This window comes from Bradyrhizobium sp. CCGUVB14, assembly GCF_024199935.1.
Taxonomy (GTDB): domain Bacteria; phylum Pseudomonadota; class Alphaproteobacteria; order Rhizobiales; family Xanthobacteraceae; genus Bradyrhizobium.
In genome coordinates this window covers 137,926-158,955 of sequence record NZ_JANADS010000001.1, presented here as the reverse complement: position 1 = coordinate 158,955, position 21,030 = coordinate 137,926, and the positions used below count along the sequence as shown (strand labels likewise).

The 21,030-nt window shown below is 64.6% G+C and carries 24 protein-coding genes and 1 tRNA gene; 15 read left to right on the top strand and 10 right to left on the bottom strand.

From position 1 onward, the window contains the following. Window positions 1-36 precede the first annotated feature (36 nt). Together pheT and pheS are read right to left on the bottom strand one after the other, a co-directional pair. The gene (gene pheT / locus NLM32_RS00730; protein ID WP_254127322.1) at window positions 37-2,445 is read right to left on the bottom strand and encodes a phenylalanine--tRNA ligase subunit beta; all 2,409 of its coding nucleotides are present in this window, start codon (window positions 2,443-2,445) and stop codon (window positions 37-39) included. Beyond that, the gene (pheS, locus tag NLM32_RS00725; RefSeq protein WP_254127321.1) at window positions 2,442-3,524 is read right to left on the bottom strand and encodes a phenylalanine--tRNA ligase subunit alpha; all 1,083 of its coding nucleotides are present in this window, start codon (window positions 3,522-3,524) and stop codon (window positions 2,442-2,444) included. Before pheS ends, pheT begins: the two co-directional genes overlap by 4 nt. A 151-nt stretch (window positions 3,525-3,675) precedes the next feature. Here pheS and NLM32_RS00720 point away from each other — a divergent pair, with 151 nt between their 5' ends. After that, complete coding sequence (locus NLM32_RS00720) at window positions 3,676-4,101, top strand: hypothetical protein (RefSeq protein WP_254127320.1); 426 nt, start codon at window positions 3,676-3,678, stop codon at window positions 4,099-4,101. Between the two features lie 35 nt (window positions 4,102-4,136). Here the strand turns inward: NLM32_RS00720 and rplT are convergent, their stop codons facing one another. Both rplT and rpmI read right to left on the bottom strand, forming a co-directional pair. Further along, window positions 4,137-4,496 (bottom strand): 50S ribosomal protein L20, encoded by a 360-nt coding sequence (gene rplT / locus NLM32_RS00715; RefSeq protein WP_014490867.1) that lies wholly within the window; start codon window positions 4,494-4,496, stop codon window positions 4,137-4,139. Between the two features lie 91 nt (window positions 4,497-4,587). Beyond that, window positions 4,588-4,788: a 50S ribosomal protein L35 gene (rpmI, locus tag NLM32_RS00710; protein WP_027535561.1), complete on the bottom strand. Its 201-nt coding sequence runs from the start codon at window positions 4,786-4,788 to the stop codon at window positions 4,588-4,590. A gap of 271 nt (window positions 4,789-5,059) precedes the next feature. On the opposite strand from rpmI, the gene NLM32_RS00705 reads away from it, so the two are divergent. Continuing rightward, the gene (locus NLM32_RS00705; RefSeq protein WP_254127319.1) at window positions 5,060-5,458 is read left to right on the top strand and encodes a hypothetical protein; all 399 of its coding nucleotides are present in this window, start codon (window positions 5,060-5,062) and stop codon (window positions 5,456-5,458) included. Between the two features lie 63 nt (window positions 5,459-5,521). On the opposite strand, the gene infC is transcribed toward NLM32_RS00705, so the two are convergent. After that, window positions 5,522-6,061 (bottom strand): translation initiation factor IF-3, encoded by a 540-nt coding sequence (gene infC, locus NLM32_RS00700; RefSeq protein WP_148778009.1) that lies wholly within the window; start codon window positions 6,059-6,061, stop codon window positions 5,522-5,524. 252 nt (window positions 6,062-6,313) lie between these two features. Here infC and NLM32_RS00695 point away from each other — a divergent pair, with 252 nt between their 5' ends. Together NLM32_RS00695 and NLM32_RS00690 are read left to right on the top strand one after the other, a co-directional pair. After that, window positions 6,314-7,102 (top strand): carboxylesterase, encoded by a 789-nt coding sequence (locus NLM32_RS00695; RefSeq protein ID WP_254127318.1) that lies wholly within the window; start codon window positions 6,314-6,316, stop codon window positions 7,100-7,102. A 148-nt stretch (window positions 7,103-7,250) separates the two neighbouring features. Next, window positions 7,251-7,718 carry a nuclear transport factor 2 family protein gene (locus NLM32_RS00690; protein ID WP_254127317.1) on the top strand — a complete coding sequence of 156 codons (468 nt, stop codon included), beginning with the start codon at window positions 7,251-7,253 and terminating at the stop codon, window positions 7,716-7,718. 79 nt (window positions 7,719-7,797) lie between these two features. Here the strand turns inward: NLM32_RS00690 and NLM32_RS00685 are convergent, their stop codons facing one another. Further along, window positions 7,798-8,586, bottom strand: a complete 789-nt coding sequence (locus NLM32_RS00685) for an acyl-CoA thioesterase domain-containing protein (protein WP_254127316.1) — start codon at window positions 8,584-8,586, stop codon at window positions 7,798-7,800. Between NLM32_RS00685 and NLM32_RS00680 the strand changes: the two genes are divergently transcribed. After that, the gene (locus NLM32_RS00680) at window positions 8,585-8,770 is read left to right on the top strand and encodes a hypothetical protein (protein ID WP_254127315.1); all 186 of its coding nucleotides are present in this window, start codon (window positions 8,585-8,587) and stop codon (window positions 8,768-8,770) included. The genes NLM32_RS00685 and NLM32_RS00680 overlap by 2 nt on opposite strands. Here NLM32_RS00680 and queG read toward each other — a convergent pair. Continuing rightward, window positions 8,767-9,942: a tRNA epoxyqueuosine(34) reductase QueG gene (gene queG, locus NLM32_RS00675; protein WP_254127314.1), complete on the bottom strand. Its 1,176-nt coding sequence runs from the start codon at window positions 9,940-9,942 to the stop codon at window positions 8,767-8,769. The two genes, NLM32_RS00680 and queG, sit on opposite strands and share 4 nt — an antisense overlap. Further along, a complete protein-coding gene (locus NLM32_RS00670; RefSeq protein ID WP_254127313.1) occupies window positions 9,891-10,583 on the bottom strand; it encodes a glutathione S-transferase family protein in 693 nt (230 codons plus the stop codon). Before NLM32_RS00670 ends, queG begins: the two co-directional genes overlap by 52 nt. 169 nt (window positions 10,584-10,752) lie before the next feature. Between NLM32_RS00670 and NLM32_RS00665 the strand changes: the two genes are divergently transcribed. From NLM32_RS00665 to NLM32_RS00655, 3 genes are all read left to right on the top strand, one after another. Continuing rightward, on the top strand, window positions 10,753-11,559 hold the full coding sequence (locus NLM32_RS00665; protein ID WP_254127312.1) for an undecaprenyl-diphosphate phosphatase: 807 nt from the start codon (window positions 10,753-10,755) through the stop codon (window positions 11,557-11,559). An 86-nt stretch (window positions 11,560-11,645) separates the two neighbouring features. After that, window positions 11,646-12,971: an FAD-binding oxidoreductase gene (locus NLM32_RS00660; protein WP_254127311.1), complete on the top strand. Its 1,326-nt coding sequence runs from the start codon at window positions 11,646-11,648 to the stop codon at window positions 12,969-12,971. 3 nt (window positions 12,972-12,974) lie between these two features. Further along, window positions 12,975-13,715, top strand: coding sequence for an SDR family oxidoreductase (locus NLM32_RS00655; RefSeq protein ID WP_254127309.1), 741 nt, complete (start codon window positions 12,975-12,977; stop codon window positions 13,713-13,715). A gap of 84 nt (window positions 13,716-13,799) precedes the next feature. Here the strand turns inward: NLM32_RS00655 and NLM32_RS00650 are convergent, their stop codons facing one another. Continuing rightward, complete coding sequence (locus tag NLM32_RS00650; protein WP_254127307.1) at window positions 13,800-14,765, bottom strand: complex I NDUFA9 subunit family protein; 966 nt, start codon at window positions 14,763-14,765, stop codon at window positions 13,800-13,802. Window positions 14,766-14,903: 138 nt separating this feature from the next. Here NLM32_RS00650 and NLM32_RS00645 point away from each other — a divergent pair. The 3 genes from NLM32_RS00645 to NLM32_RS00635 all read left to right on the top strand — a co-directional run bounded on the left by NLM32_RS00645 (window position 14,904) and on the right by NLM32_RS00635 (window position 15,716). After that, window positions 14,904-14,990: transfer RNA gene (locus tag NLM32_RS00645), tRNA-Leu, on the top strand. 222 nt (window positions 14,991-15,212) lie between these two features. Then, the gene (locus NLM32_RS00640) at window positions 15,213-15,422 is read left to right on the top strand and encodes an addiction module protein (RefSeq protein WP_254127305.1); all 210 of its coding nucleotides are present in this window, start codon (window positions 15,213-15,215) and stop codon (window positions 15,420-15,422) included. Beyond that, complete coding sequence (locus NLM32_RS00635) at window positions 15,423-15,716, top strand: type II toxin-antitoxin system RelE/ParE family toxin (RefSeq protein ID WP_254127303.1); 294 nt, start codon at window positions 15,423-15,425, stop codon at window positions 15,714-15,716. A gap of 25 nt (window positions 15,717-15,741) precedes the next feature. Here NLM32_RS00635 and NLM32_RS00630 read toward each other — a convergent pair whose 3' ends face one another. Next, entirely contained in the window at window positions 15,742-17,013 is a 1,272-nt protein-coding gene (locus NLM32_RS00630; RefSeq protein ID WP_254127301.1) for an MFS transporter, read from the bottom strand. A gap of 262 nt (window positions 17,014-17,275) precedes the next feature. Between NLM32_RS00630 and NLM32_RS00625 the strand changes: the two genes are divergently transcribed. The 4 genes from NLM32_RS00625 to NLM32_RS00610 all read left to right on the top strand — a co-directional run bounded on the left by NLM32_RS00625 (window position 17,276) and on the right by NLM32_RS00610 (window position 20,975). Next, on the top strand, window positions 17,276-18,601 hold the full coding sequence (locus tag NLM32_RS00625; RefSeq protein ID WP_254127299.1) for a UbiA family prenyltransferase: 1,326 nt from the start codon (window positions 17,276-17,278) through the stop codon (window positions 18,599-18,601). 109 nt (window positions 18,602-18,710) lie between these two features. Next, complete coding sequence (locus tag NLM32_RS00620; RefSeq protein ID WP_212328139.1) at window positions 18,711-19,325, top strand: ribonuclease D; 615 nt, start codon at window positions 18,711-18,713, stop codon at window positions 19,323-19,325. Between the two features lie 142 nt (window positions 19,326-19,467). Beyond that, a complete protein-coding gene (gene lptC / locus NLM32_RS00615; protein WP_254127297.1) occupies window positions 19,468-20,205 on the top strand; it encodes an LPS export ABC transporter periplasmic protein LptC in 738 nt (245 codons plus the stop codon). 5 nt (window positions 20,206-20,210) lie between these two features. Next, on the top strand, window positions 20,211-20,975 hold the full coding sequence (locus NLM32_RS00610; RefSeq protein WP_254127295.1) for an LptA/OstA family protein: 765 nt from the start codon (window positions 20,211-20,213) through the stop codon (window positions 20,973-20,975). Window positions 20,976-21,030 lie beyond the last annotated feature (55 nt).

Here is a 21,030-nt window from a genome sequence, read left to right as displayed (position 1 = left end):
TGACGTCGTCCGAAAACCGCTTCGCAATTTTCGGCGTCATGCTCTCAGAGAGCCGCCGGTCTTCTTCGTGACCTCCGCCACGATCTTCGCGGCAACCGCCTCGATCTCCTGGTCGGTCAGCGTCTTCTCGCGCGGCTGGATCGTCACCGCGATGCCGATCGACTTCTTGCCGTCGTCGATGCCCTTGCCCTCGTAGACGTCGAACACGTTGACGCCGGTGATGAGCTTCTTGTCGACACCCTGCGCGGCGCGCACGATGTCGCCGGCCTTCACGGCGCGGTCGACGATGAAGGCGAAGTCGCGCGACACCGGCTGGAACGCCGACAGCTCGATCAGCGGCTTTGCGCGGGTCGGCTTCTTCTTGGCTTCCGGAATGCGGTCGAGCGTGACTTCGAACACGACAAGCGGGCCGTCGGCGCCGAGGGCCTCCAGCGCGCGCGGATGCATCTCGCCGAAGGTGCCGAGCACATTCTGCGGGCCGATCTGGATGGTGCCGGAGCGGCCCGGATGCAGCCAGGCGGGACCGCCGGCGACGATCTGGAGCGCCTGCATCGGCGCGCCGGCCGCGGCCAGCACCGCCAGCGCATCGGCCTTGGCGTCGAACACATCGGCCTGCGCCGAGCCCGACCAGTGCCGTCCCGATCCGTCCGACGACGCAAGGCCGCGGCGCACGCCGCTCGCCGCCATGAACTGATCCTGCGGACGGTCGCCCTTGAAGACCTGGCCGACCTCGAACAGCACGACGTCGCCATAGCCGCGATCGGCATTGGCCTGCGCGGCTGCCACCAGGCCCGGCAACAGGCTCGGACGCATGTCCGAGAGATCAGCGGCGATCGGGTTGGCGACTTCGAGCTCGCGCTGGCCGCCGCCGAACAGCTTTGCCGCGGGCTTCGTGATGAATGACCACGTCACGGCTTCGATCATGCCGCGGCTCGCGAGCGCGCGCCGGGCGCGGCGGGTGCGAAGCTGCAGCGGGGTCAGCACGGATTTGCGCGCATCCTCGCCGCGCTCGAACGGCGTCATCGGCACCTTCTCGACGCCGTAGATGCGGACGACTTCCTCGACGATGTCGGCCTTGCCATGCACGTCGCTACGCCACGACGGCACTGCGACCTTCACCACGGGGCCGGGCCCCGCCATCATGAAGCCGAGATGGGTGAGGATGCGCTTCATCTCGACCTGCGGCACCTCGATGCCGGAGAGACGCTTGACCTCGGTGAGCGGGAAATCGATCACGCGATCGTCGCCGAAGGTCTTGCCCACCACGACGTTCTCCGACGGCGTGCCGCCGCACAGCTCCATCACGAGTTTCGTCGCGAGCTCCAGTCCCGGGACCATGAAGGCCGGGTCGACGCCGCGCTCGAAGCGGTAGCGCGCATCGGAGTTGATGCCGAGCTTGCGGCCGGTCTGGGCGACGTTGATCTCGTTCCACAGCGCCGATTCGATCAGCACGTCGGTGGTGTTTTCGTCGCAGCCCGAGGCCTCGCCGCCCATGATGCCGGCGAGCGATTCGACGCCGTGCTGGTCCGCGATCACGCAGATCGAGGGATCGAGATTGTAGGCGCGGCCGTCGAGCGCGAGCAGCGCCTCGCCGTCGCGGGCGCGGCGAACCACGAGATTGCCCACCACCTTCTTGGCGTCGAACACGTGCAGCGGACGCGCGCGGTCGTAGGTTATGAAGTTGGTGACGTCGACCAGCGCATTGATCGGGCGCAGCCCGATCGCGGTCAGCCGTTTCTGCAGCCATTCCGGCGACGGGCCGTTCTTCACGCCACGCACGAGGCGCAACGCGAAGCCCGGGCACAGCGCGGCGTCCTCGACCGTGACCTTCACCGGGCAGGGGAATTCGCCCTTGATCGGCTTGATCGAGGGATCCCTGAACTTGCCCATGTCGGCGGCGGCGAGGTCGCGTGCGATGCCGTGCACGCCGGTGCAATCCTGCCGGTTCGGCGTCAGGTTGATCTCGATCACGGGATCGCCAAGGGCCGCCCATTCGGCGTAACCCGCGCCGATCGGCGCATCCGCCGGCAATTCCATGATGCCGTCGTGGTCGTTGGAGATCTGCAGCTCGGCCGCCGAGCACAGCATGCCGCGGCTCTCGACGCCGCGGATGGTGCCGACGCCGAGCGTGATGTCCTTGCCGGGAATGTAGGTGCCGGGGGCTGAGAACACGCTGACGAGCCCGGCGCGCGCATTCGGCGCACCGCATACGACCTGCACCGGCGCGCCACCGTCACCGGTGTCGACCATGCAGACGCGCAAGCGATCCGCATTGGGATGCTGCTCGGCCGAGATCACTTTGGCGATGGTGAAGGGCTTCAGCGCCTTCGCCTTGTCCTCGATGTTCTCGACCTCGAGCCCGATCATGGTGAGCTTGTCGGCGAGCTTTTCCAGCGGCTCGTCGGTGTCGAGATGATCCTTCAGCCAGGAGAGGGTGAATTTCACGAGCTCAGCCCTCCCGCGAGTGTCGGCACTTCGAGCGGCTTGAAGCCGTAATGGTTGAGCCAGCGGACGTCGCTGTCGAACAGCTGGCGCAGGTCGGCGATGCCGTATTTCAGCATGGCGATGCGGTCGATGCCCATGCCCCAGGCAAAGCCCTGGTACTCGTCGGGATCGATGCCGCAGGCGCGCAGCACGTTCGGGTGCACCATGCCGCAGCCGAGAATCTCGAGCCAGTCCTCGCCCTCACCGAAGCGGATCTCGCCCTTGTCGCGGCGGCACTGGATGTCGACTTCCAGCGACGGCTCGGTGAAGGGGAAGAACGACGGCCGGAAGCGCATGTTGATGTGGTCGACCTCGAAGAACGCCTTGCAGAACTCGTGCAGGATCCATTTGAGGTGGCCGAGATGCGAATGCTTGTCGATGACGAGGCCTTCGACCTGGTGGAATTGCGGTGTGTGGGTCGCATCCGAATCGATGCGGTAGGTGCGGCCCGGGCAGATCACGCGGATCGGCGGTTTCTGGCTCAGCATGGTGCGCACCTGCACCGGCGAGGTGTGGGTGCGCAACAGCATGCGCGAGCCGTCCTCCTTCGGATGGAAGAAGAACGTGTCGTGCATCTCGCGCGCCGGATGGCCTTCCGGAAAATTCAGCTTGGTGAAGTTGTAGTCGTCGGTCTCGATGTCGGGGCCTTCGGCGACCGAGAAACCCATGTCGGCGAAGATCGTGGTCAGCTCGTCCCACACCTGGCTCAGCGGATGGATGCGGCCGGCTTCGGCCTGGGCATCGCGCAGAGGCAAGGTCACGTCGATTGTTTCGGATGCCAGCCGCGCATCGAGCGCGGCGGACTTCAGCAGGTCGCGCCGCGCGGCGAGCGCCTCGGTGACCTTGTCCTTGGCCAGGTTGATCGCCGCACCTTGCGTCTTGCGCTCGTCGGGCGACATCTTGCCGAGCGTGGCAAGCAGCGCCGAAATCGAGCCCTTCTTGCCGAGGGCTGCGACGCGCACCGCTTCGAGCGCGGCTTCATCGCCGGCGCCGGCGATCTGGTCGAGGATGGATGTTTCGAGCGTTGCGAGGTCGGACACAGTCAAATCCTTGCTGCCAAATTCGGCTGGGTTGTCGCCGCCCGAAGGCCGTAACGTCAAGCAAAAAGCCGGTCATTTCGGGCATGGGACCAGCTGGGTTGAACCTCGCGCGGGGGCCGGGCACCAAGGGGGATACGAGGAGACCTTTGCGATGCTTTCGAAATGCTGCCGTGCCGCTTCCCTTGCCGTCGTGGCCATCGTCCTGTCGGTCGCGGCCACCCCGACGCGCGCCATGGTCTGCATGGACACGTCCATGACGCTGGACGAGGTCGCCGACACCATCAGCGCGCAGAAGAGCTGCGAGAGCGCGATGAAGGTCTTCAGGGATTGCGAGCTGACCGCGAGCGGCGACGTCCAGCTCGGTGCCGCCGTCGAAAAGAAATGCGAGGCGGACTTCAAGCCCGGCCTCAGTGCCGCACAAACGCAGGCTTACAAGCGCGAGATGCACGCGTGCGACGTCAAGTACCGGAACAAGTCCGGCACCATGTATCTCTCGTTTACGGCATTCTGCCGGGCGGAGGTCGCCCAGCGTTACTCGCAACGCGCGCTGAAGGCTGCGGGCTCGAAGGCCCGCTAGCGCAAGCCCCAGGCTGCCAGAGCAGCCTTGCCGTATTACGCCGCGAGGGCGGCTTTGGCCTTCTCGGCGATGGCCTGGAACGACGCGGGCTCGTGGATCGCGAGATCCGACAGCACCTTGCGGTCCACGGTGATGCCCGACTTGGCGAGACCGTCGATAAATCGGCTGTAGGTCAGGCCGAACGGACGGACGGCAGCGTTGAGACGCTGGATCCAGAGCGCGCGGAAGGTGCGCTTCTTGCGCTTGCGATCACGGAACGCGTACTGCTGGGCCTTCTCCACGGCCGGCTTGGCGGCGCGGATGGTGTTCTTGCGGCGGCCGTAGAAGCCCTTGGCGGCCTTGTAGACTTTCTTGTGCTTGGCGTGAGCGGTCACACCGCGTTTGACGCGAGACATGACAAAAATCCTTCAGAGATGACTTCGGTTTGGGATCGCCGCGAAAGGCGCGGCGCGGATGGCAATGATCTTCGACGATCGCTGGACGCGATCAGGCGTTCGGCAAGAAGTACTTCTTGACGTTGTCGCCGTCGGTCTTGAACAGCACGGATGTGCCGCGGAGCTGACGGATCTGCTTCTTCGTCCGCTTGATCATGCCGTGACGCTTGCCGCGATGGGCGAACATCACTTTGCCGGTGGCAGTCACCTTGAAGCGCTTTTTAGCGCCCGATTTGGTCTTCAGCTTGGGCATTTGGCTCTCCTAATGGCCACAGAGTTCCGCCCGCGAAGGCGGCTGGCCGTCAAAAATGCTCGTTAGAGCGTTGATTGTGCTCAGGTTTTACGAACAAGCGCGAAACCCGCACGAAACACCGCCACGGCAGCCCTTAATCAGCCGGGCGATGAAGGCCGGGCTTATGACAGAGAACGGGCGAATTGGCAACGATGAACCGCCCGAACCCGGGCGCCGACTATTCGGAGTTACTACATCCTTGTCCAAGTCGTGTGGCTCGAGCAGGACCAAAATGGCCCATTTTTCCCAATCGCTTTTGTCTGTCGTCGCCCGTCCGCGCCATCTGGCGCTGCTCGCCGTGCTTGCTGCTGCCGCCGTTCCGTCGACGGCCGATGCCCGCATCCGCAGCTATGACGGTGTCTGGAATGTCACTTTCGCCACCACCCGCGGCAATTGCAGCTCGGGCTACAGCGTCCCCTTCACCGTCACCGGGAGCCGGGTGTCGTCGGCCGGCGGCGGCCGGGTGTCCGGCACGGTCAATCGTGGCGGCGCCGTTGCGGTCCAGGTGTCGGTCGGCGCCTCGCACGCCGCCGGCGGCGGTCGACTCGGCGGTGCGGCGGGGGCAGGCTCCTGGAGGGGCATCATTTCCGGAGACCAGTGCAGCGGCACGTGGCAGGCGACGCGGACCTGACAACAAAACGGCCCGCCGGGGATCCGGACGGGCCGTTGAACTCTCAGTCCTGAAGAGCTGCGCTCAGCGCGGCGCCAGGACCATGACGACCTGACGGCCCTCGAACCGGGCGTCCTGCTCGACCTTGGCGAGCTCGGCGACGTCGGTCTTGATCTTGTCCAGCAGCTTGGTGCCGATCTCCTGGTGCGCCATTTCGCGGCCGCGATAGCGCAGGGTGATCTTGACCTTGTCGCCCTCCTCGAAGAACCGCAGCATCGCGCGCATCTTCACGTCATAATCGTGATCGTCGATCATCGGGCGGAGCTTGATCTCCTTGATCTCGACGGTCTTCTGACGCTTGCGGGCTTCGGCGGCTTTCTTCTGGGCGGAATACTTATACTTCCCGTAGTCCATGATCTTGCAGACGGGAGGGCTGACATTTGGCGAAATCTCGACCAGATCCATGCCGGCTTCCTGGGCCATCTTGATGGCAAGCATCGTCTCGACGGTGCCTTTGTTGTCACCGGTCTGATCGATCAGCTGGATCTGCGCATTGCGAATATCATCATTGATGCGCGGCCCGTCTTTGGCGGCAGGCGCCGGGGCTCTATTGGGACGGCGAATGGGTAGTTCTCCAAAGTTGTGAAAGGAAGCGGCTATTTTGCAGGAAGATGCGTTTGCGGGCAAGCAACTCGCTCCTGCAGGGAGCGAAAAACCCTCAAATGCGAGGCATTTTGGTCACGCCCATCGACACGGTGCTCGACATAGACACCTTGCACCTGTTCCGCAAGCGTCCCAAAGGGACAATACCAATATAGGGTTGTTTCGCGGAATGCGCCCGGACAGCTCAAACCCCACAGCCAGAGTAAACGTTCCATGACTCCAGCAATTCCAGATGCCGTGCTTGATTTTATCGATGTGGGCGAGGGGCCCTCGGCGCGCCGGATCGCGGTGCGCCGCCGCGCCGGACAAGGGCCCGGCGTGGTCTGGCTCGGCGGCTTCAAGTCGGACATGCAGGGCGGCAAGGCGGTGGCGCTTGACGGCTGGGCCGGCGAGCATGGCCGCGCCGCGGTCCGGTTCGACTATTCCGGCCATGGTGAATCCAGCGGCGATTTCGCCGACGGAACCATCGGAAGCTGGCTCGAGGACAGCGTCGCCGTGTTCGAGCGATTCTGCACCGGTCCGCAAATCCTGATCGGTTCCTCCATGGGCGGCTGGATGGCGCTGCTGCTCGCGCGCGAGATCAGGAAGCGCTCGGGAAAGGCCTCGCTCGCCGGCCTGGTGCTGATCGCGCCGGCGCCCGACTTCACGGAAGAGCTGATGTGGAAGAATTTTTCGCCCGAGGTGAAGAAGGAGATCGAGACCAAGGGGTTTTGGCTGCGGCCGTCCGAATATGGTGACGGCACGCCCTATCCGATCACGCGCAAGCTGATCGAGGAGGGACGCAACCATCTCGTGCTCGGCAGCGCGATCGATCTCGGTTGTCCCGTCCGCATCCTGCAAGGCGCCCAGGATCCTGACGTGCCGTGGCAGCATGCGTTCGCGCTGACGCATCGCCTGCCGGCCGACGATGTCGTGTTGACCATGATCCAGGACGGCGATCACCGCCTGTCGCGCCCGCAGGACATCGCGCGCATTCTTGCCGCGGTGGCGGAGATCGGGTGAAGTGCAGCCAAGCACTCGGTGTCATCGCCCGACTTGATCGGGCGATCCAGTACTCCAGAGGCAGCAGCGATAGAGCCGATAAGCCTCGGCGTACTGGATGCCCCGGTCAAGCCGGGGCATGACAGAGAATGGAAAGGGAGAAACGCCCATGACCACCGCCGCCATGCTGCGCGCCTTCTGCGATGCGGTCGAACAACGCAACGGTCGCGCCTTTGCAGACCTGTTCACCGAGGACGGCGTCTATCACGACGTGTTCTACGGCGCATTTGCGGGCCGCGAAAAGATCGCCGCGATGGTCGATGATTTCTTCTATCGCACGGCGATGGATTTCCGCTGGGACATGCATGATCCCGTCAGCAACGGCACCACGCTCTATGCGCGCTACACCTTCAGCTACAAATCAACCCTGCCGGAAGCAGGCGGCGCGCGTGCGATGTTCGAAGGCGTCGCGATCATGACGCTGCGCGACGGCAAGATCGTCAGCTATCACGAGGTCGCGAACACCGCGCCGGCGTTCGTCGATCTGAAATTCGCGCCGGAGCGGATTGCCAAGATCGTCGGCAAGCAGGGCGCAGAGCTGAAGGCGCGGGACGAGATGAAGCGGCATCTGGCGTGATGCACCGCTCTCTCATTCCCTCCCCCCTTGCGGGGGAGGGAGCGCAGCGGAGCGAGTCGCGGATGTCTGTTGTTCCGAACTACGGCGGCGGTGGCTTCGCCATCGGCTTGCGCTGCGCCAGTGCGGCCACCGTCGCGGTGCCGATCGGGCCCTGTTCGTCATAGAGCCAGCATTCGCCGATCGCGACACCTTCGGTGGCCTGGTGGTTGACCACGTCGAAGCCGATCCAGTTCGTCACCGGCAGGCGATGCAGATAGATCGTCACGTCGCTGTTGATGTAGCCGAGCCCCTTGTCGCCGGCATTGGCGAACGGGCTCGCGAAATCGGCGCCGGTGGCGACATGGACGAACGGCGTCATCGGCACGCCAGCAACGAGCTCGCGCACCTCGCTCATCCAGAGCCGGCGCGCACCCAGCGAACCCATGTGACCGACGATCGGCCGCGTCGTCCATTTGCCGTTCATGCCGAGCCTGGGATCGGTCGGCTTTGGAATGTCCGATGGCTTCGGCACGTCCCAGTTCGGCGGCGACCAGACATTGCCGTCGGGGTTCTGCGTTTTGCGCAACAGCTGGCACGAGGCCCGCGCCATGCTGACGCCGCCGGAAAAGAATTCCGCCTCGACCACGCGGATGCGCAGGCCGTCGCGCACCAGTCGCGTCTTGACCTCGATCGGCTTGTCGATGGTCGGCAACTTGTACATATCGACGGTCAACCGCGCCGGCACGAATTCAGGCCCGGAATGGCGCTCCTCGATGGCAAAGCCGAGCAGGCCGATGATGACGCGCCCGTGCAGCGATTTCGGATCCCAGGGGCCATTGGCCACTTCCGTCGGATGGAATGTATCGCCGTCGCGGGTGAAGAAAGGCATGTTTGCTGTCATGATGCGCGACTTTGCGGGAATGCGCGGGGAAATCAAGGGCGCGCCTCACACACCGCTGTCATCGCCCGACTTGATCGGGCGATCCAGTATTCCAGAGGCAGCAGTGATTGAGCCGATACGTCGCGGCGTACTGGATGCCCCGGTCAAGCCGGGGCATGACACCGGAAATTAGGAAGCGGCTTGCCACTCCTGACGAACGCTTTCGTCTTGCTCGTTAGCGCTGACATTTGTTCTAAGCACTTCGAACGCATCGCGCGCCACCAACTGCCTCAGCGCCCACACTGCAGCCCCACGCACCAGCGGGCTCGCATCATCGAGCAACCGCCGCGCCTCTTCGGCCAGCGCCGCGTCGCCGGAGTTGCCGATCGCGATCAGCACGTTGCGCAAAAAGCGATCGCGGCCGATGCGCTTCACCGGCGACTTCGTGAACAGCGCGCGAAACGCGGCGTCGTCGAGCCGTGAAAGTTCAGCAAGACCGGGTGCACGCAGCTCGTCGCGTGCTGAGAGTTTTGCTTCACGTCCCTCCTGCGCAAACTTGTTCCAGGGGCACGCGGCGAGACAGTCATCGCAGCCGTAGATGCGGTTGCCGATGTTCTTGCGAAACTCGTGCGGGATCGGTCCCTTGTTCTCGATGGTGAGATAGGAGATGCAGCGCCGCGCATCGAGCTTGTAGGGCGCGGGGAACGCCGATGTCGGGCAGATGTCGAGGCAGGCCTGGCACGAACCGCAATGATCGATCTCGGCATCGTCGCGCGGCAGGTCGAGCGTGGTGTAGATCGCGCCGAGAAACAGCCACGAGCCGAATTCGCGCGAGACCAGATTGGTGTGCTTGCCCTGCCAGCCGAGATGGGCGGCTTGCGCCAGCGGCTTCTCCATCACCGCCGCGGTGTCGACGAACACCTTCACCTCCGACGGCGCGGTCGCGACCAGCCAGCGCGCCAGCGCCTTCAGCCGCTTCTTGATGAGGTCGTGATAGTCGTCGCCCTGCGCATAGACCGAGATCGCGGCGCGCGTGCGCTGCTCCAGGATTTTCAGCGGATCAGAGTCGGGGCCGTAATTGACGCCGAGCATGATCACGCTGCGCACGTCAGCCCACAGCCCGCGCGGATCGACCCGGCGCTCGGGCTGGCTCGCGAGCCAGTCCATGTCACCATGGCCGCCGGAGGCGATGAATTCGAGGAAATGTTTTCCGGCGTTCTCGATCGTGCCCGGCTCGGTGATGCCGATGCAGTCGAAGCCGAGCGCGCGCGCTTCGCGCGCCAGCGCCGCCTTCAGTTCAGTCGGATCGGAGTTCAGAAATCCAGGTCCACGTAGGTCCGCGACGCCGGCACGCCCGCCAGCCATTCGCTCAGCAGCGGACGGAACGACGGGCGGGATTTCACCCGCGCGTACCACGCCTTTGCTGCGTCGTCCTCGCTCCATGGCACGTCGCCCAGATAGTCGATCGCCGAGAGATGCGCCGCGGCGGCGAGATCCGCGTAGCTGAGCCGGTCGCCGGCGAGGAAGTTACGCGTCTGCGCCAGCCAGCCGATATAGGCGAGATGATAGCGCACGTTGGCCTTGGCGGCGCGCATCACGTCGGGCGAGGGCGGCCCGCCGCCATTCTCCTCGCTCATGAAGCGCTTGTAGATGCGCTCGGTGACGAGCGGATGGGAGACTTCCTCGAAGAATTTTTCGTTGAACCAGGCCATCAGCCGGCGCACCTCGACGCGCTCGGCGATCGTCTCCGGCATCAGGCGCTTGGGGCCCATCTCGGCGCCATAGGCCTCATCGAGATACTCGGCAATAATGGCCGCGCCGGGGATCGGCGGCTGTTCGTCGTCCACCAGCACCGGCGTCGTGCCGGCCGCATTGAGCAGCAGAAATGCCTCGCGCCGTTCCCAGCTGCGCTCCTCGGTCAGCTTCAGTTCGAGCCCGTATTCGCCCGCGATCAGGCGGATGAAACGCGAATGCGGACAGAACGGATGATGAAACAGCGTAAACATGAAGCCTTTGACTATTTGATGGTGCTTAAGAATCCATCAATGTTTGTGCGGCGCCACACTAGTCCTTCAAAACCGCGAGGCAAGGGCGCGTTAGCGCATTTTGCGATTGCGAGCGAGGGACGAATAGGCGAGAAGAACCCCGCTTTTCCAGCGGAAATGGACCGTAAATATGTCAGATACAATACGGGCAGTGATCCTCGGCATCATCGAGGGTGTGACCGAGTTCCTTCCCGTGTCCTCGACCGGCCACCTGCTGCTTGCGGAACGCTTCTTCGGCCTCGGCGAGGGCGCCTTCTGGGATTCGTTTACCGTCCTGATCCAGCTCGGCGCGATCCTCGCGATCGTCGTGCTGTATTTCAAGAAATTGTGGGACGTCGCGATCGGTATGTTTACGGGCGATGCCTATGCGCGCCGCTTCGTGATCGGCGTGCTGGTGGCGTTCCTGCCTGCTGTGATCGTCGGCCTTGTCGCCGGCAAATACATCAAGAGCCTGCTGTTCAATCCCTGGGTCGTGTGCTTCTCGCTGATCGTCGGCGGCGCCATCCTGTTGTGGGTCGATCGGCTCGAGCTCAAGGCGCGCGAGCATGATGCCACCAAATTTCCGCTGCTGATGTATCTCTATATCGGCATCGCCCAGTGCATCGCGATGATCCCGGGCGTGTCGCGCTCCGGCGCCAGCATCGTCGCCGCGATGTTCCTGGGGGCCGACAAGCGCGCGGCGGCGGAGTTCTCGTTCTTCCTCGCCATCCCCACCATGATCGGCGCGTTCGCCTACGATTTCTACAAGAACCGCTCCGAGATGACGATGGACCACATGGGCATCGTCGCGATCGGCTTCGCGGTGTCGTTCATCACCGCGATCATCGTGGTGAAGGCGTTCCTCGGCTACGTCACCCGGCATGGTTTCACGGTGTTCGCCTGGTGGCGCGTCATCGTAGGCACGCTCGGCCTGATCGCACTGGCGCTCGGCCATTAACCTTTGTTGACGAGTCTCAACCCAATATCAGCTTTTGACCGGTAGGCAGTTTCCGGAGCGGGATGGCCCGCGGGCGGAGCTGAACGATGACCCTCGTCAGCGGCTGGGGGCGCTTCCCGGTCGTCGATAGCGAAGTGCTGCGGCCGCGGTCGTTCGAGGCCGTGGGCGAAGCCGTGGTGACCGGTTCCGTGGCACGCGGCAACGGCCGCGCCTATGGCGATGCCGCGATCGGTGCCGTCAGGACGATCGGGATGACCGGGTTCGACCGGGTCAGGTCGTTCGATCCGGCAACTGGCCGCATCCGCCTGGAAGCCGGTGTGCTGCTGTCCGACCTGATCGATACCTTTGGCCCGCGCGGCTTCCTGCCGTTCGTGGTGCCGGGCACGCGGTTCGTCTCGGTCGGCGGCGCCATCGCTGCCGACGTGCACGGCAAGAACCATCATGGCGAGGGCGGTTTCGGCCGCTATGTCGACAGCATCCTGCTCCGCACGGGCGCGGGCGAGACCATCGAGATCTCGCGCGAGCAGAATTCGGATGCCTTCTTCGCGACCGTCGGCGGCATGGGCCTCACCGGAATCATCCTCGAAGCCACGATGCGACTGCGCCCGGTCGAGACCGGCTGGATCCGCGAGCGCGTGATTTCGGCGTCCGATCTCGATGCCGCGATGCGCGCGCTCGAGGCCGGTGACTCCGCGACCTATTCGGTGGCGTGGATCGATTGCGTGGCGCGCGGCAACGATCTCGGCCGTTCGCTGATCTATCTCGGCGAGCACGCAGCGGCCAGCGAGCTTGCCGAGGGCGCCGATCGCTTTCCCGTGGGCAAAAATCCCGGGCTCGCGGTGCCGATCGATCTGCCGTCGATGACGCTCAATCGCATCAGCATCCGCGCCTTCAACGAGCTCTATTACCGCATGGGCGCAAGGCGCGCCGGCGGCGACCACGTGGTCTCGCTCTATCCGTATTTCTTTCCGCTCGACAGCATTGCCGATTGGAATCGCATCTATGGGCGGCGCGGCTTCCTCCAGCATCAATGCGTGATTCCGCAAGCCAGTGCACGCGCCGTGCTCGGCGATATCCTCGATCGTGTTGCGAAGCGCGGCGATGCCTCGTTCCTGGCGGTGCTGAAGAAACTCGGCCATGGCGACGGCCTGTTGTCGTTTCCGCTGCCCGGCTACACGCTGGCGCTGGATTTCCCGGTGAAGAGCGACATCCTGAATTTCCTCGACGAGATCGACCGCCTCGTCGTCGCGTCCGGTGGACGGCTTTATCTCGCCAAGGATGCGCGCCAGTCGCGTGCGACGTTCGAGGCCGGTTACCCCGCGCTGGCGCGCTTCAACGCGATCCGCAGATCGCTCGATCCCGCCCAAAACATCCGCTCGAAACTTTCACAACGCCTGTTCGATGAGGTTTAACCCGTGACGTCACGCAAAACCGTTCTGGTGCTCGGTGGCTCCTCCGATATCGGCCGCGCCGCGGCACGCGCCTTTGCCAAGGCGGGCTACGATGTCGGCCTCGCAGGCCGCGATGCCGCCGCGCTCGAGCCTGATGCCGCCGATCTGCGCGCGCGCTACAATATCGAAGCGAGCACGCTGGTCTTCGACGTGCTCGACACCGCCTCGTTCGACGGCTTTGTCGCAGGCCTTCCGGCGTTGCCCGATGTCGTCGTCTCGATCATCGGCCTGCTCGGCGTGCAGCCAAACGCCGAGAGCGATCTCGCGCACGCCACCACCATCATGCGCTCGAACTACGAGGGCCCGTCGCTGATCCTCGGCCTGTTCGCCGAGAAGTTTTTAGGCCGCGGCAATGGCACGATCGTCGGCGTGTCGTCGGTCGCCGGCGATCGCGGCCGCGCCTCGAACTATGTCTACGGCTCGGCCAAAGCCGGCTTCTCCGCCTTCCTGTCCGGCCTGCGCGCCCGCGCCAGCCGCGGCGGTGTCCACGTCGTCACCGTGAAACCCGGTTTCGTCCGCACCAAGATGACCGAAGGCATGAAGCTGATCGGCCCGCTCACCGTCGACGCGCCGGTGGTTGGCGATGCGATCCTCAACGCCGTCGAGAAGAAGACCGACGTCGTCTATGTCAGCGGCAAATGGCGTCTCGTGATGGTGATCATCAAGACGCTGCCCGAGGCGGTTTTCAAGAAGCTGAAGTTTTGAACGTCGTGTGACGCGCTCTGCTTTATCTCTCCCCGTAAGAACGGGGCGAGGGAGCGCACCGCCGCTGCGGCGACTAGCGAGCCCTCACGCGTTCTTGCGCTGGAACTGGCCCTGCGGGCGGAAACGCCACAGATATTGCGGGGCGATCGCTTCCAGCGAATCGGCCGTGATGCCGAGGCCTTCCAGCGTCAGCCCGGCGGCCTTCGCCGCATCCGACACGACATTGTCGCGCTCGAGCAGCGTCACCTGGTCCGGCGTCAGCTTCATCGCGCCCGGCGCGAATTGCAGGAAATTGGCCTGGAAGCGGGCGAGCCCGAAGGACAGCGGCACCAGCATCGGCTTGCGATCGGCAATGCCGACGATGGTCTCGATAATCTCGCGCATGCTCAGCACTTCCGGCCCGCCGAGCTCGTAGGTCGCGCCCGCCTTGGCCTTGCCGTCGACGGCATCCGCGATCGCGGTGGCGACGTCGCCGACATAGACCGGCTGCATCCTGGTTTCGCCGCCGATCAGCGGCAGCACCGGCGACAGCCGCGCCAGCGAGGCGAAGCGGTTGGTGAACTGGTCCTCGGGGCCGAACATCACGGAGGGGCGGAAGATCGTGGCCGACGGCACCGCGGCCAGGACCGCGGCTTCGCCGGCTGCCTTGGCCTTGGCATAGCGCGAGGCTGATTCGGCGTCGGCGCCGATCGCCGAGACATGGATCAGGCTGGCGCCGGCGGCGGCTGCCGCCTTGGCGACGGTTTCGGCGCCCTTGGCCTGGACCGCGTCGAAGGTCTGGGCGCCGCCCTCGGTGAGGATGCCGACCAGATTGATGACGATGTGCGAATCACGCACCGCCGCCTCGACCGACGCCGGATAGCGCAGATTGGCCTGGATGGTGTGGACCTGGCCGACCTTGCCCGAGGGCTGGAGGTATCCGGCTAGTTCCGGCCGCCGCACAGCGACCCGGACCCGGTAATCCCGCCGGCACAGCGCGCGGACGACATTCCGGCCCAAAAACCCCGAGCCGCCGAAAACCGTGACGAGAGTTTCCAGATTCGATGCCATGGGTCAGATCCTGCGGGAAGAGTGCGTGTTATCAGGCTTGTATCGGGCCGGTTTGCAATGCGCAATCCGCATCCCGAACCATGAATTGACAACGGCGTCACCGAACCGTAGTAACCGCCTCCGTGCCCCAAACGGCATGCCCAGGTGGTGGAATTGGTAGACGCGCTGGCTTCAGGTGCCAGTGGCTTAACGGCCGTGAAGGTTCGAGTCCTTTCCTGGGCACCATCTTTTTCCTTTGGATGCCCCTCTAGGCGCAATCCAAGGCGAGCAGACGGTCGCGGCGACGCCGCGCCTGGTACGCAACAATGTTGCGGTGTAGGCTCGAAAATCGATCCAAGGATCGCCGAATGCCCCCTTTCTGTCGGCCGCGGCACCAACGATATTGGTCTCGACGGGTCCGTAAGGATTGTGATTTCGTTGGCGAAACGGCCGAAGGGATTCGGGACGATGGCAACGCTCGACATTAGCCGCTTGACGCCCAAGGAGCGGCTCGACCTCATCGGCGAGCTCTGGGACAGCCTCTCTACAACCGAAGTGCTGCTGACCCCGGCACAGGAAGCCGAACTCGACCGACGGCTCGCGACATTTGATGCGGACCGCCGCGAAGCGATTCCCTGGGAAGATATTGAAGCCGAGCTTGATCGCCGGTCACGATAAGTGGCCAAGGTCCTTTTTACGCAGGCGGCGCGAGCCGACCTCGTCGAGGCCATCCGCTGGTACGACACCCACGCTCCACACGTTGTTCCGCAGTTTCGGGACGCCCTGCGAGCAGCGTTGAATCGGGTCGCGGAGAATCCCAAGCAGTTTCCGTCGACCTCCAAGCATGCGCGCCGCGCCTTGCTTCGTCGTTTCCCCTACATTCTGGTGTTTCGTGAAACCGAAGACGCTGTCTATGTCGTTGCGGTGTTTCACACGAGCCGCGATCCCCTGATTTGGATGCGCCGCCCGTAGAACTTCAATCGCTGCGAGGCGCCCCTCAAACCACCCGCTTCCCCGCCCGCTCCGCCACCCCCTTCTGCACGAAATACATCGCGATCAGCGTGATGATCGTGGTCGTGACCACGACATAGCCGATCCGCTCGAAATGCAGCAGCGAGCCGTCGGGTTGTTGCGAGATGATTGCGGCCGCAAGCACCGAGCCGAGCCCGCCGGAGAGCTGCTGCAGCGATGCGCTGATCGCGCTGAAGGAGCCGCGCTGGCTCTGGTCGGGGATCGCCGAGATCAGCGCCTGCGACGGGATCATGCGCGAGAAGATGCCGACGAACAGCAGTACGTTGACGGCGATGGCCGTCGTGAGCGAGACGTGGCCGAGATGGGTGTAGATCAGCACCATCAGGACGGTCATCGCGCAGCCGAACACGAAGGTCGGGTACTTGCCGAACGCATCGCTCGCCCTGCCGACCAGCGGTCCCGTGATGATGCTGAACAGGCCGGAGACGAGATAGATCGTCGGCAGATGCGCCATGTCGATGCCGATATTGTTCACGGTGAACGCGCTGGAGAACGGCATCAGCATGTAGCCGCCGGTCGCCAGCAATGTCGTCACCGCGAAGGCCAGCGTGTAACGCGGCTCGAACACGGTCGCGAGCAGATGATGGAACGGATTCCTGTCCTGCTTCAGCTTCAGATGCGCATCGACCGGCTCCATGGCGAAGGCGATGATGGCAATTGCGAGGATCGACAGGCCGACGATCGCAATGAAGCAGACATGCCAGTTCCAGTGATTGGCGAGAAACAGGCCGGCCGGAATGCCGAGCACCTGGCTCGCGGCGAACGCCGTCTGGATGAATCCCATGACGCGGCCGCGCAGCTGCAGGGAAAACAGATCGGTGACGATGGCGAGCACGATCGAACCGATCACGCCGCCGAACAATCCGGTCACGATCCGGCCGAGCAGCAGCACCTCGTAGGTCTGTGCGACGGCGCAGAGCGCGGTGCCGAGCGTGAAGCCGGTATAGAAGAACAGCAGCAGCCGCTTGCGGTCGAACCGGTCGGCAAAGCCGGCGGCGAGAATGCCGGAAAATCCGGCGCTGAACGCATAGGCCGACACCGCGACGCCGAATTGCGAGGTCGTGATGTTGAGCGAGGGCATCAGGATGGCGCCGAGCGGCGACATGATGATGAAGTCGAGGATGATGGTGAACTGGGCGAAGGCGAGCAGCGCCACCAGGAGTGACTGGTAGCGCGTAAAGCCGCGCTGGCGTTCCTGCTGATCGTCGATCGGCGCGGCGAGCGTCTGGTCTGTCATGACACCTGATGTGTGCTGAGGGGCTGGCCTCACATAGGGTGGTTGGAGGCGATTTCCACGGGCGCGGGGCCCAAGTTCCGCTGGTATATCAAGCGCGCGCCGGGTTGTGGGATCCTTGCAACAGGCCGGCGCCGGCCCCTTCGACAGCCGAATTAAGCCGCCCTTAGCGAATGCTCCCTAGGCTCGCGGCCGTCCATTTTCCTGCTCCCGGCCTCCCCAACCCCTGGGCCGGTCGTGTTGCAGTCAGTCAGAGCGTTTCCGGATGGAGCAGCCCGTCAGGCAGTACGATCGGAGCGAGGCCGCGCCGCAGGCGACGATCGCGCCTGCCCGGACCCTCGTCATCGATCTCGAGGGCGCGCTGCTGCGCTCGGAGCTGCTGATGGAGGCGCTGTTCTCCGCGCCTGCGCGCATGCTGGCCCGCTTCGGCGCCGGCGGACGCGCCGGCATGGCGGCACTCACGGATATTCTGGCACGCGCCGAGCTCGACTACGCCCACCTTCCCTATGATGCCGACGTGCTGAACCAGGCGCTGGTGGCGCGGGCGCGGGGCGAGCGGATTTTCCTGGTCGCGGGCCGCTTCGCCGATCATGCCGCCGGCATCGCCGCGCATCTCGGCTTTGACGGCGTCGTGACGCCGGCCCATCTTGCCGCGGGCGATCATCTGCCGTTCGATCGCGCGTCGATCGAGCGTATCGCGCACCGAAGCCCCAGCCGCGCGAGCCTGAAGATCTGGGCCAAGGCACTGCGGATCTATCAATACGCCAAGAACACGCTGGTGTTCGTGCCCGTCATCACCGCGCATCAGCTCAATCTGGCCACGCTCGGCTCGACGCTGCTGGCGTTCCTGGCGTTCTCGGCCTGTGCGTCGGGCGCCTATCTGATGAACGATCTGCTCGACCTCGCCGCCGACCGCCAGCATCCGACCAAGCGCCATCGCGCGCTCGCGGCGGGCGACTTGCCGATCTCCTCCGCGCTCACGGCCATCCCCGTGTTGTGGGCTTTCGCCGTCGCCGCCAGCCTCTGCATTTCCGTCACCTTCCTCGGCGTGCTCGCCGCCTATCTCGCCACCACCATCGCCTATTCGCTCGTGCTCAAGCGCAAGATGCTGGTCGACGTCGTTACGCTTGCCGGCCTCTACTCCTTGCGCATCGGCGCGGGCGCGGTCGCGGCCGGCGTCATGCTGTCGGAATGGTTGATGGTGTTCTCGCTGTTCGTGTTCACCTCGCTCGCGCTGATCAAGCGTTTCAGCGAACTCAGCATGCGCGAGGGCGCAGGGCTCTCTGATCCGTCCAACCGCGACTACCGCATCACCGATCTGCAAATCATCGCCGCCATGGCCGCGGCGAGCGCCATGAATGCCGTCACCGTGTTCGCGCTCTACGTCTCGTCCTCCGCGGTGACGCCGCTCTACAGCCGTCCCTGGATGCTCTGGCTGCTCGCGCCCCTGCTGCTCTACTGGTTCGGCCGCGCCCTGATGATCGCGCATCGCCGCGAGATGCCCGACGACCCCATCATCTACGCCTTCCGGGACGGCGCCAGCCGCACCACGGTGGCGGCGATGGTCTGCATCATGCTGGCGGCGATCTGAGCGGGCCCTCTCCGCGCTTGCGCAGGCCTCCGGCAGTGGATACATCGCGGGCTATCCAATTTGCTGACGATATCGACGCGACCGATTCGACCAAAGGGTTTGAAACGCCATGACCGTACGCCTGCATCGCGGCGACCTGCCTGATCTCTCCCGCTACACCGGCGCGGTGGCGATCGACACCGAGACGATGGGGTTGAACCCCCACCGCGACCGTCTCTGCGTGGTCCAGCTCTCGCCCGGCGACGGCAGCGCCGACGTGGTGCAGATCCCCAAGGGCCACACCGATGCGCCGAACCTGAAGGCGCTGCTGGCCAATCCCGCCATCACGAAGATCTTCCATTTTGCGCGGTTCGACGTCGCGGTGCTGTACCAGAGCTTCGGCGTGATGACCGGGCCGATCTACTGCACCAAGATCGCCTCCCGCCTGACCCGCACCTATACCGACCGCCATGGCCTCAAGGACCTCGTCCGCGAGGTGCTCAATGTCGACCTCTCCAAGCAGCAGCAATCCAGCGACTGGGGTTCCGACAGCCTGACCGAGCCGCAGCTCGCCTACGCCGCCTCCGACGTGCTGCACCTGCACGCCCTGCGCGAGCGGCTGGATGCCATGCTGGTCCGGGAGGGCCGCACCGCGCTCGCCAAGGCCTGTTTCGACTTCCTGCCGACCCGCGCCCTGCTCGACCTCCAGGGCTGGGAGGAAGAGGACATTTTCGCGCATTCCTGAGCCCGCTGGAGGCGGTTAGGTTCAGGCTGCCGCCCCGTTTCGGACACTTTCGTCCGGCCTGTCGCAGGCTGCATATCGTGGCGATGCCGGGTACAATGGCGCGCCTCTCGGACCGGAAGGCGAGCGACTCTCTGGAGCAGCGGTGAACTCGGCCCAGTTTCCCACCTACGACGCCGCGCTTGCGGCGAAGTTTGCCAGCGCGGCGCGCCACAGCCGCCTGGTGAGGATTCTGCGCATCGCCGTGCCGGTGACCGTGGTTCTCTCCATGGCCTCGATCGTCGCGGTCTCCACCTTCCTCAACCCCTTCACCATGATCCCCGTGAAGGTCGATTCCGGAAACTTGGTGGTGACGGGCACCAAGATCACGATGGAATCGCCGCATCTGTCCGGCTTCACGCCGGATCAGCGGCCCTACGAGCTCTGGGCCAAGACCGCGACGCAGGACATCACCGATCCCGACCATGTCGACCTCAATGACCTCAAGGCGAAGGTGCTGATGGAAGACCAGTCGACGCTGCTGCTCGACGCCCGCACCGGCCGCTTCGACAACAAGCAGCAGCAGCTCGACCTGCACAAGGACATCTTCCTGCGCACCTCGACCGGCTATGAGGCGCGGCTCAATTCCGCTTTCGTCGACATGAACAAGGGCACGGTCTCCTCGGACGATCATGTCGACGTCAAGCTGACCAACGGCACGCTCACTGCCGATCGCTTGCGCATCACCGAGGGCGGCGACGTCATCCGCTTCGAAGGCAATGTCGTGATGCATCTGGACAAGATCAGCACGGATGACGCTGCGCCCGCGCCGGTCGAGCAGCCCGCGCCTGCGCCTGTGCCTGCGCCTGCGAAGTCCAAGAACAAATCTGCGAACTCAAAGTGATTTTCATGGCTCAATTTTTTCCGCGCAACGACAGCAAGCGTCGCGCCATCGTCGCAGCGCTGATGCTCGGCGGCGCGGCGCTGATCGCGACTGGCGCCGCCGTCGCGCAGAGCACGATGCAAGGCGTGCCCAACGCGATGCAGGGCTTTTCGCAGAACCGCGACCAGCCGATCCAGATCGAGGCCGCCTCGCTCGAGATGCGCGACAAGAAGAAGGAAGCGACCTTCTCCGGCAATGTGAAGGTCGTGCAGGGCGACACCACCATGACCTCGAAGACGCTGGTGGTGTTCTACGAATCCTCAGGCGACAAGCAGGCCGCGCCGCCGGCTGAGCCGGCCAAGGGGGCCAAGGCGGCGGCCAAGGGGACAGGAGCGGGGACGGGAACGGGGGCGGGAGCGGGGGCGCCGATGCAATCGGCGACACCGGGGCCTGGCGGCGCCTCCTCGATCAAGCGGCTGGAAGCGCGCGGCAATGTCGTCGTCACCCAGAAGGACCAGGTGGTGACCGGCGAGACCGCGGTGTTCGACACCAAGACCAATCTCATCACCATGCTCGGCGGCGTGGTGCTGACGCAGTGCCAGAACGTGCTGCGCGGCGACCGCCTGATGGTCGACATGACCACCGGTGTCTCCCGGGTGGAATCCGACAGCGGCAAGGTCCAGGGTCTGTTCATCCAGACCCAGGGCGGCGCGAACGGCAAATGCGGAACGCCCGTCGCGCCTGGCGCGGGCGCGCCAATGCAATTGCCCGGTTCAGGTAAACAAAAGTAAATTCCGAGAGTAACTTCAACGACTTGGCTCAGATGCGGCCGATCCGAGGTTGAAG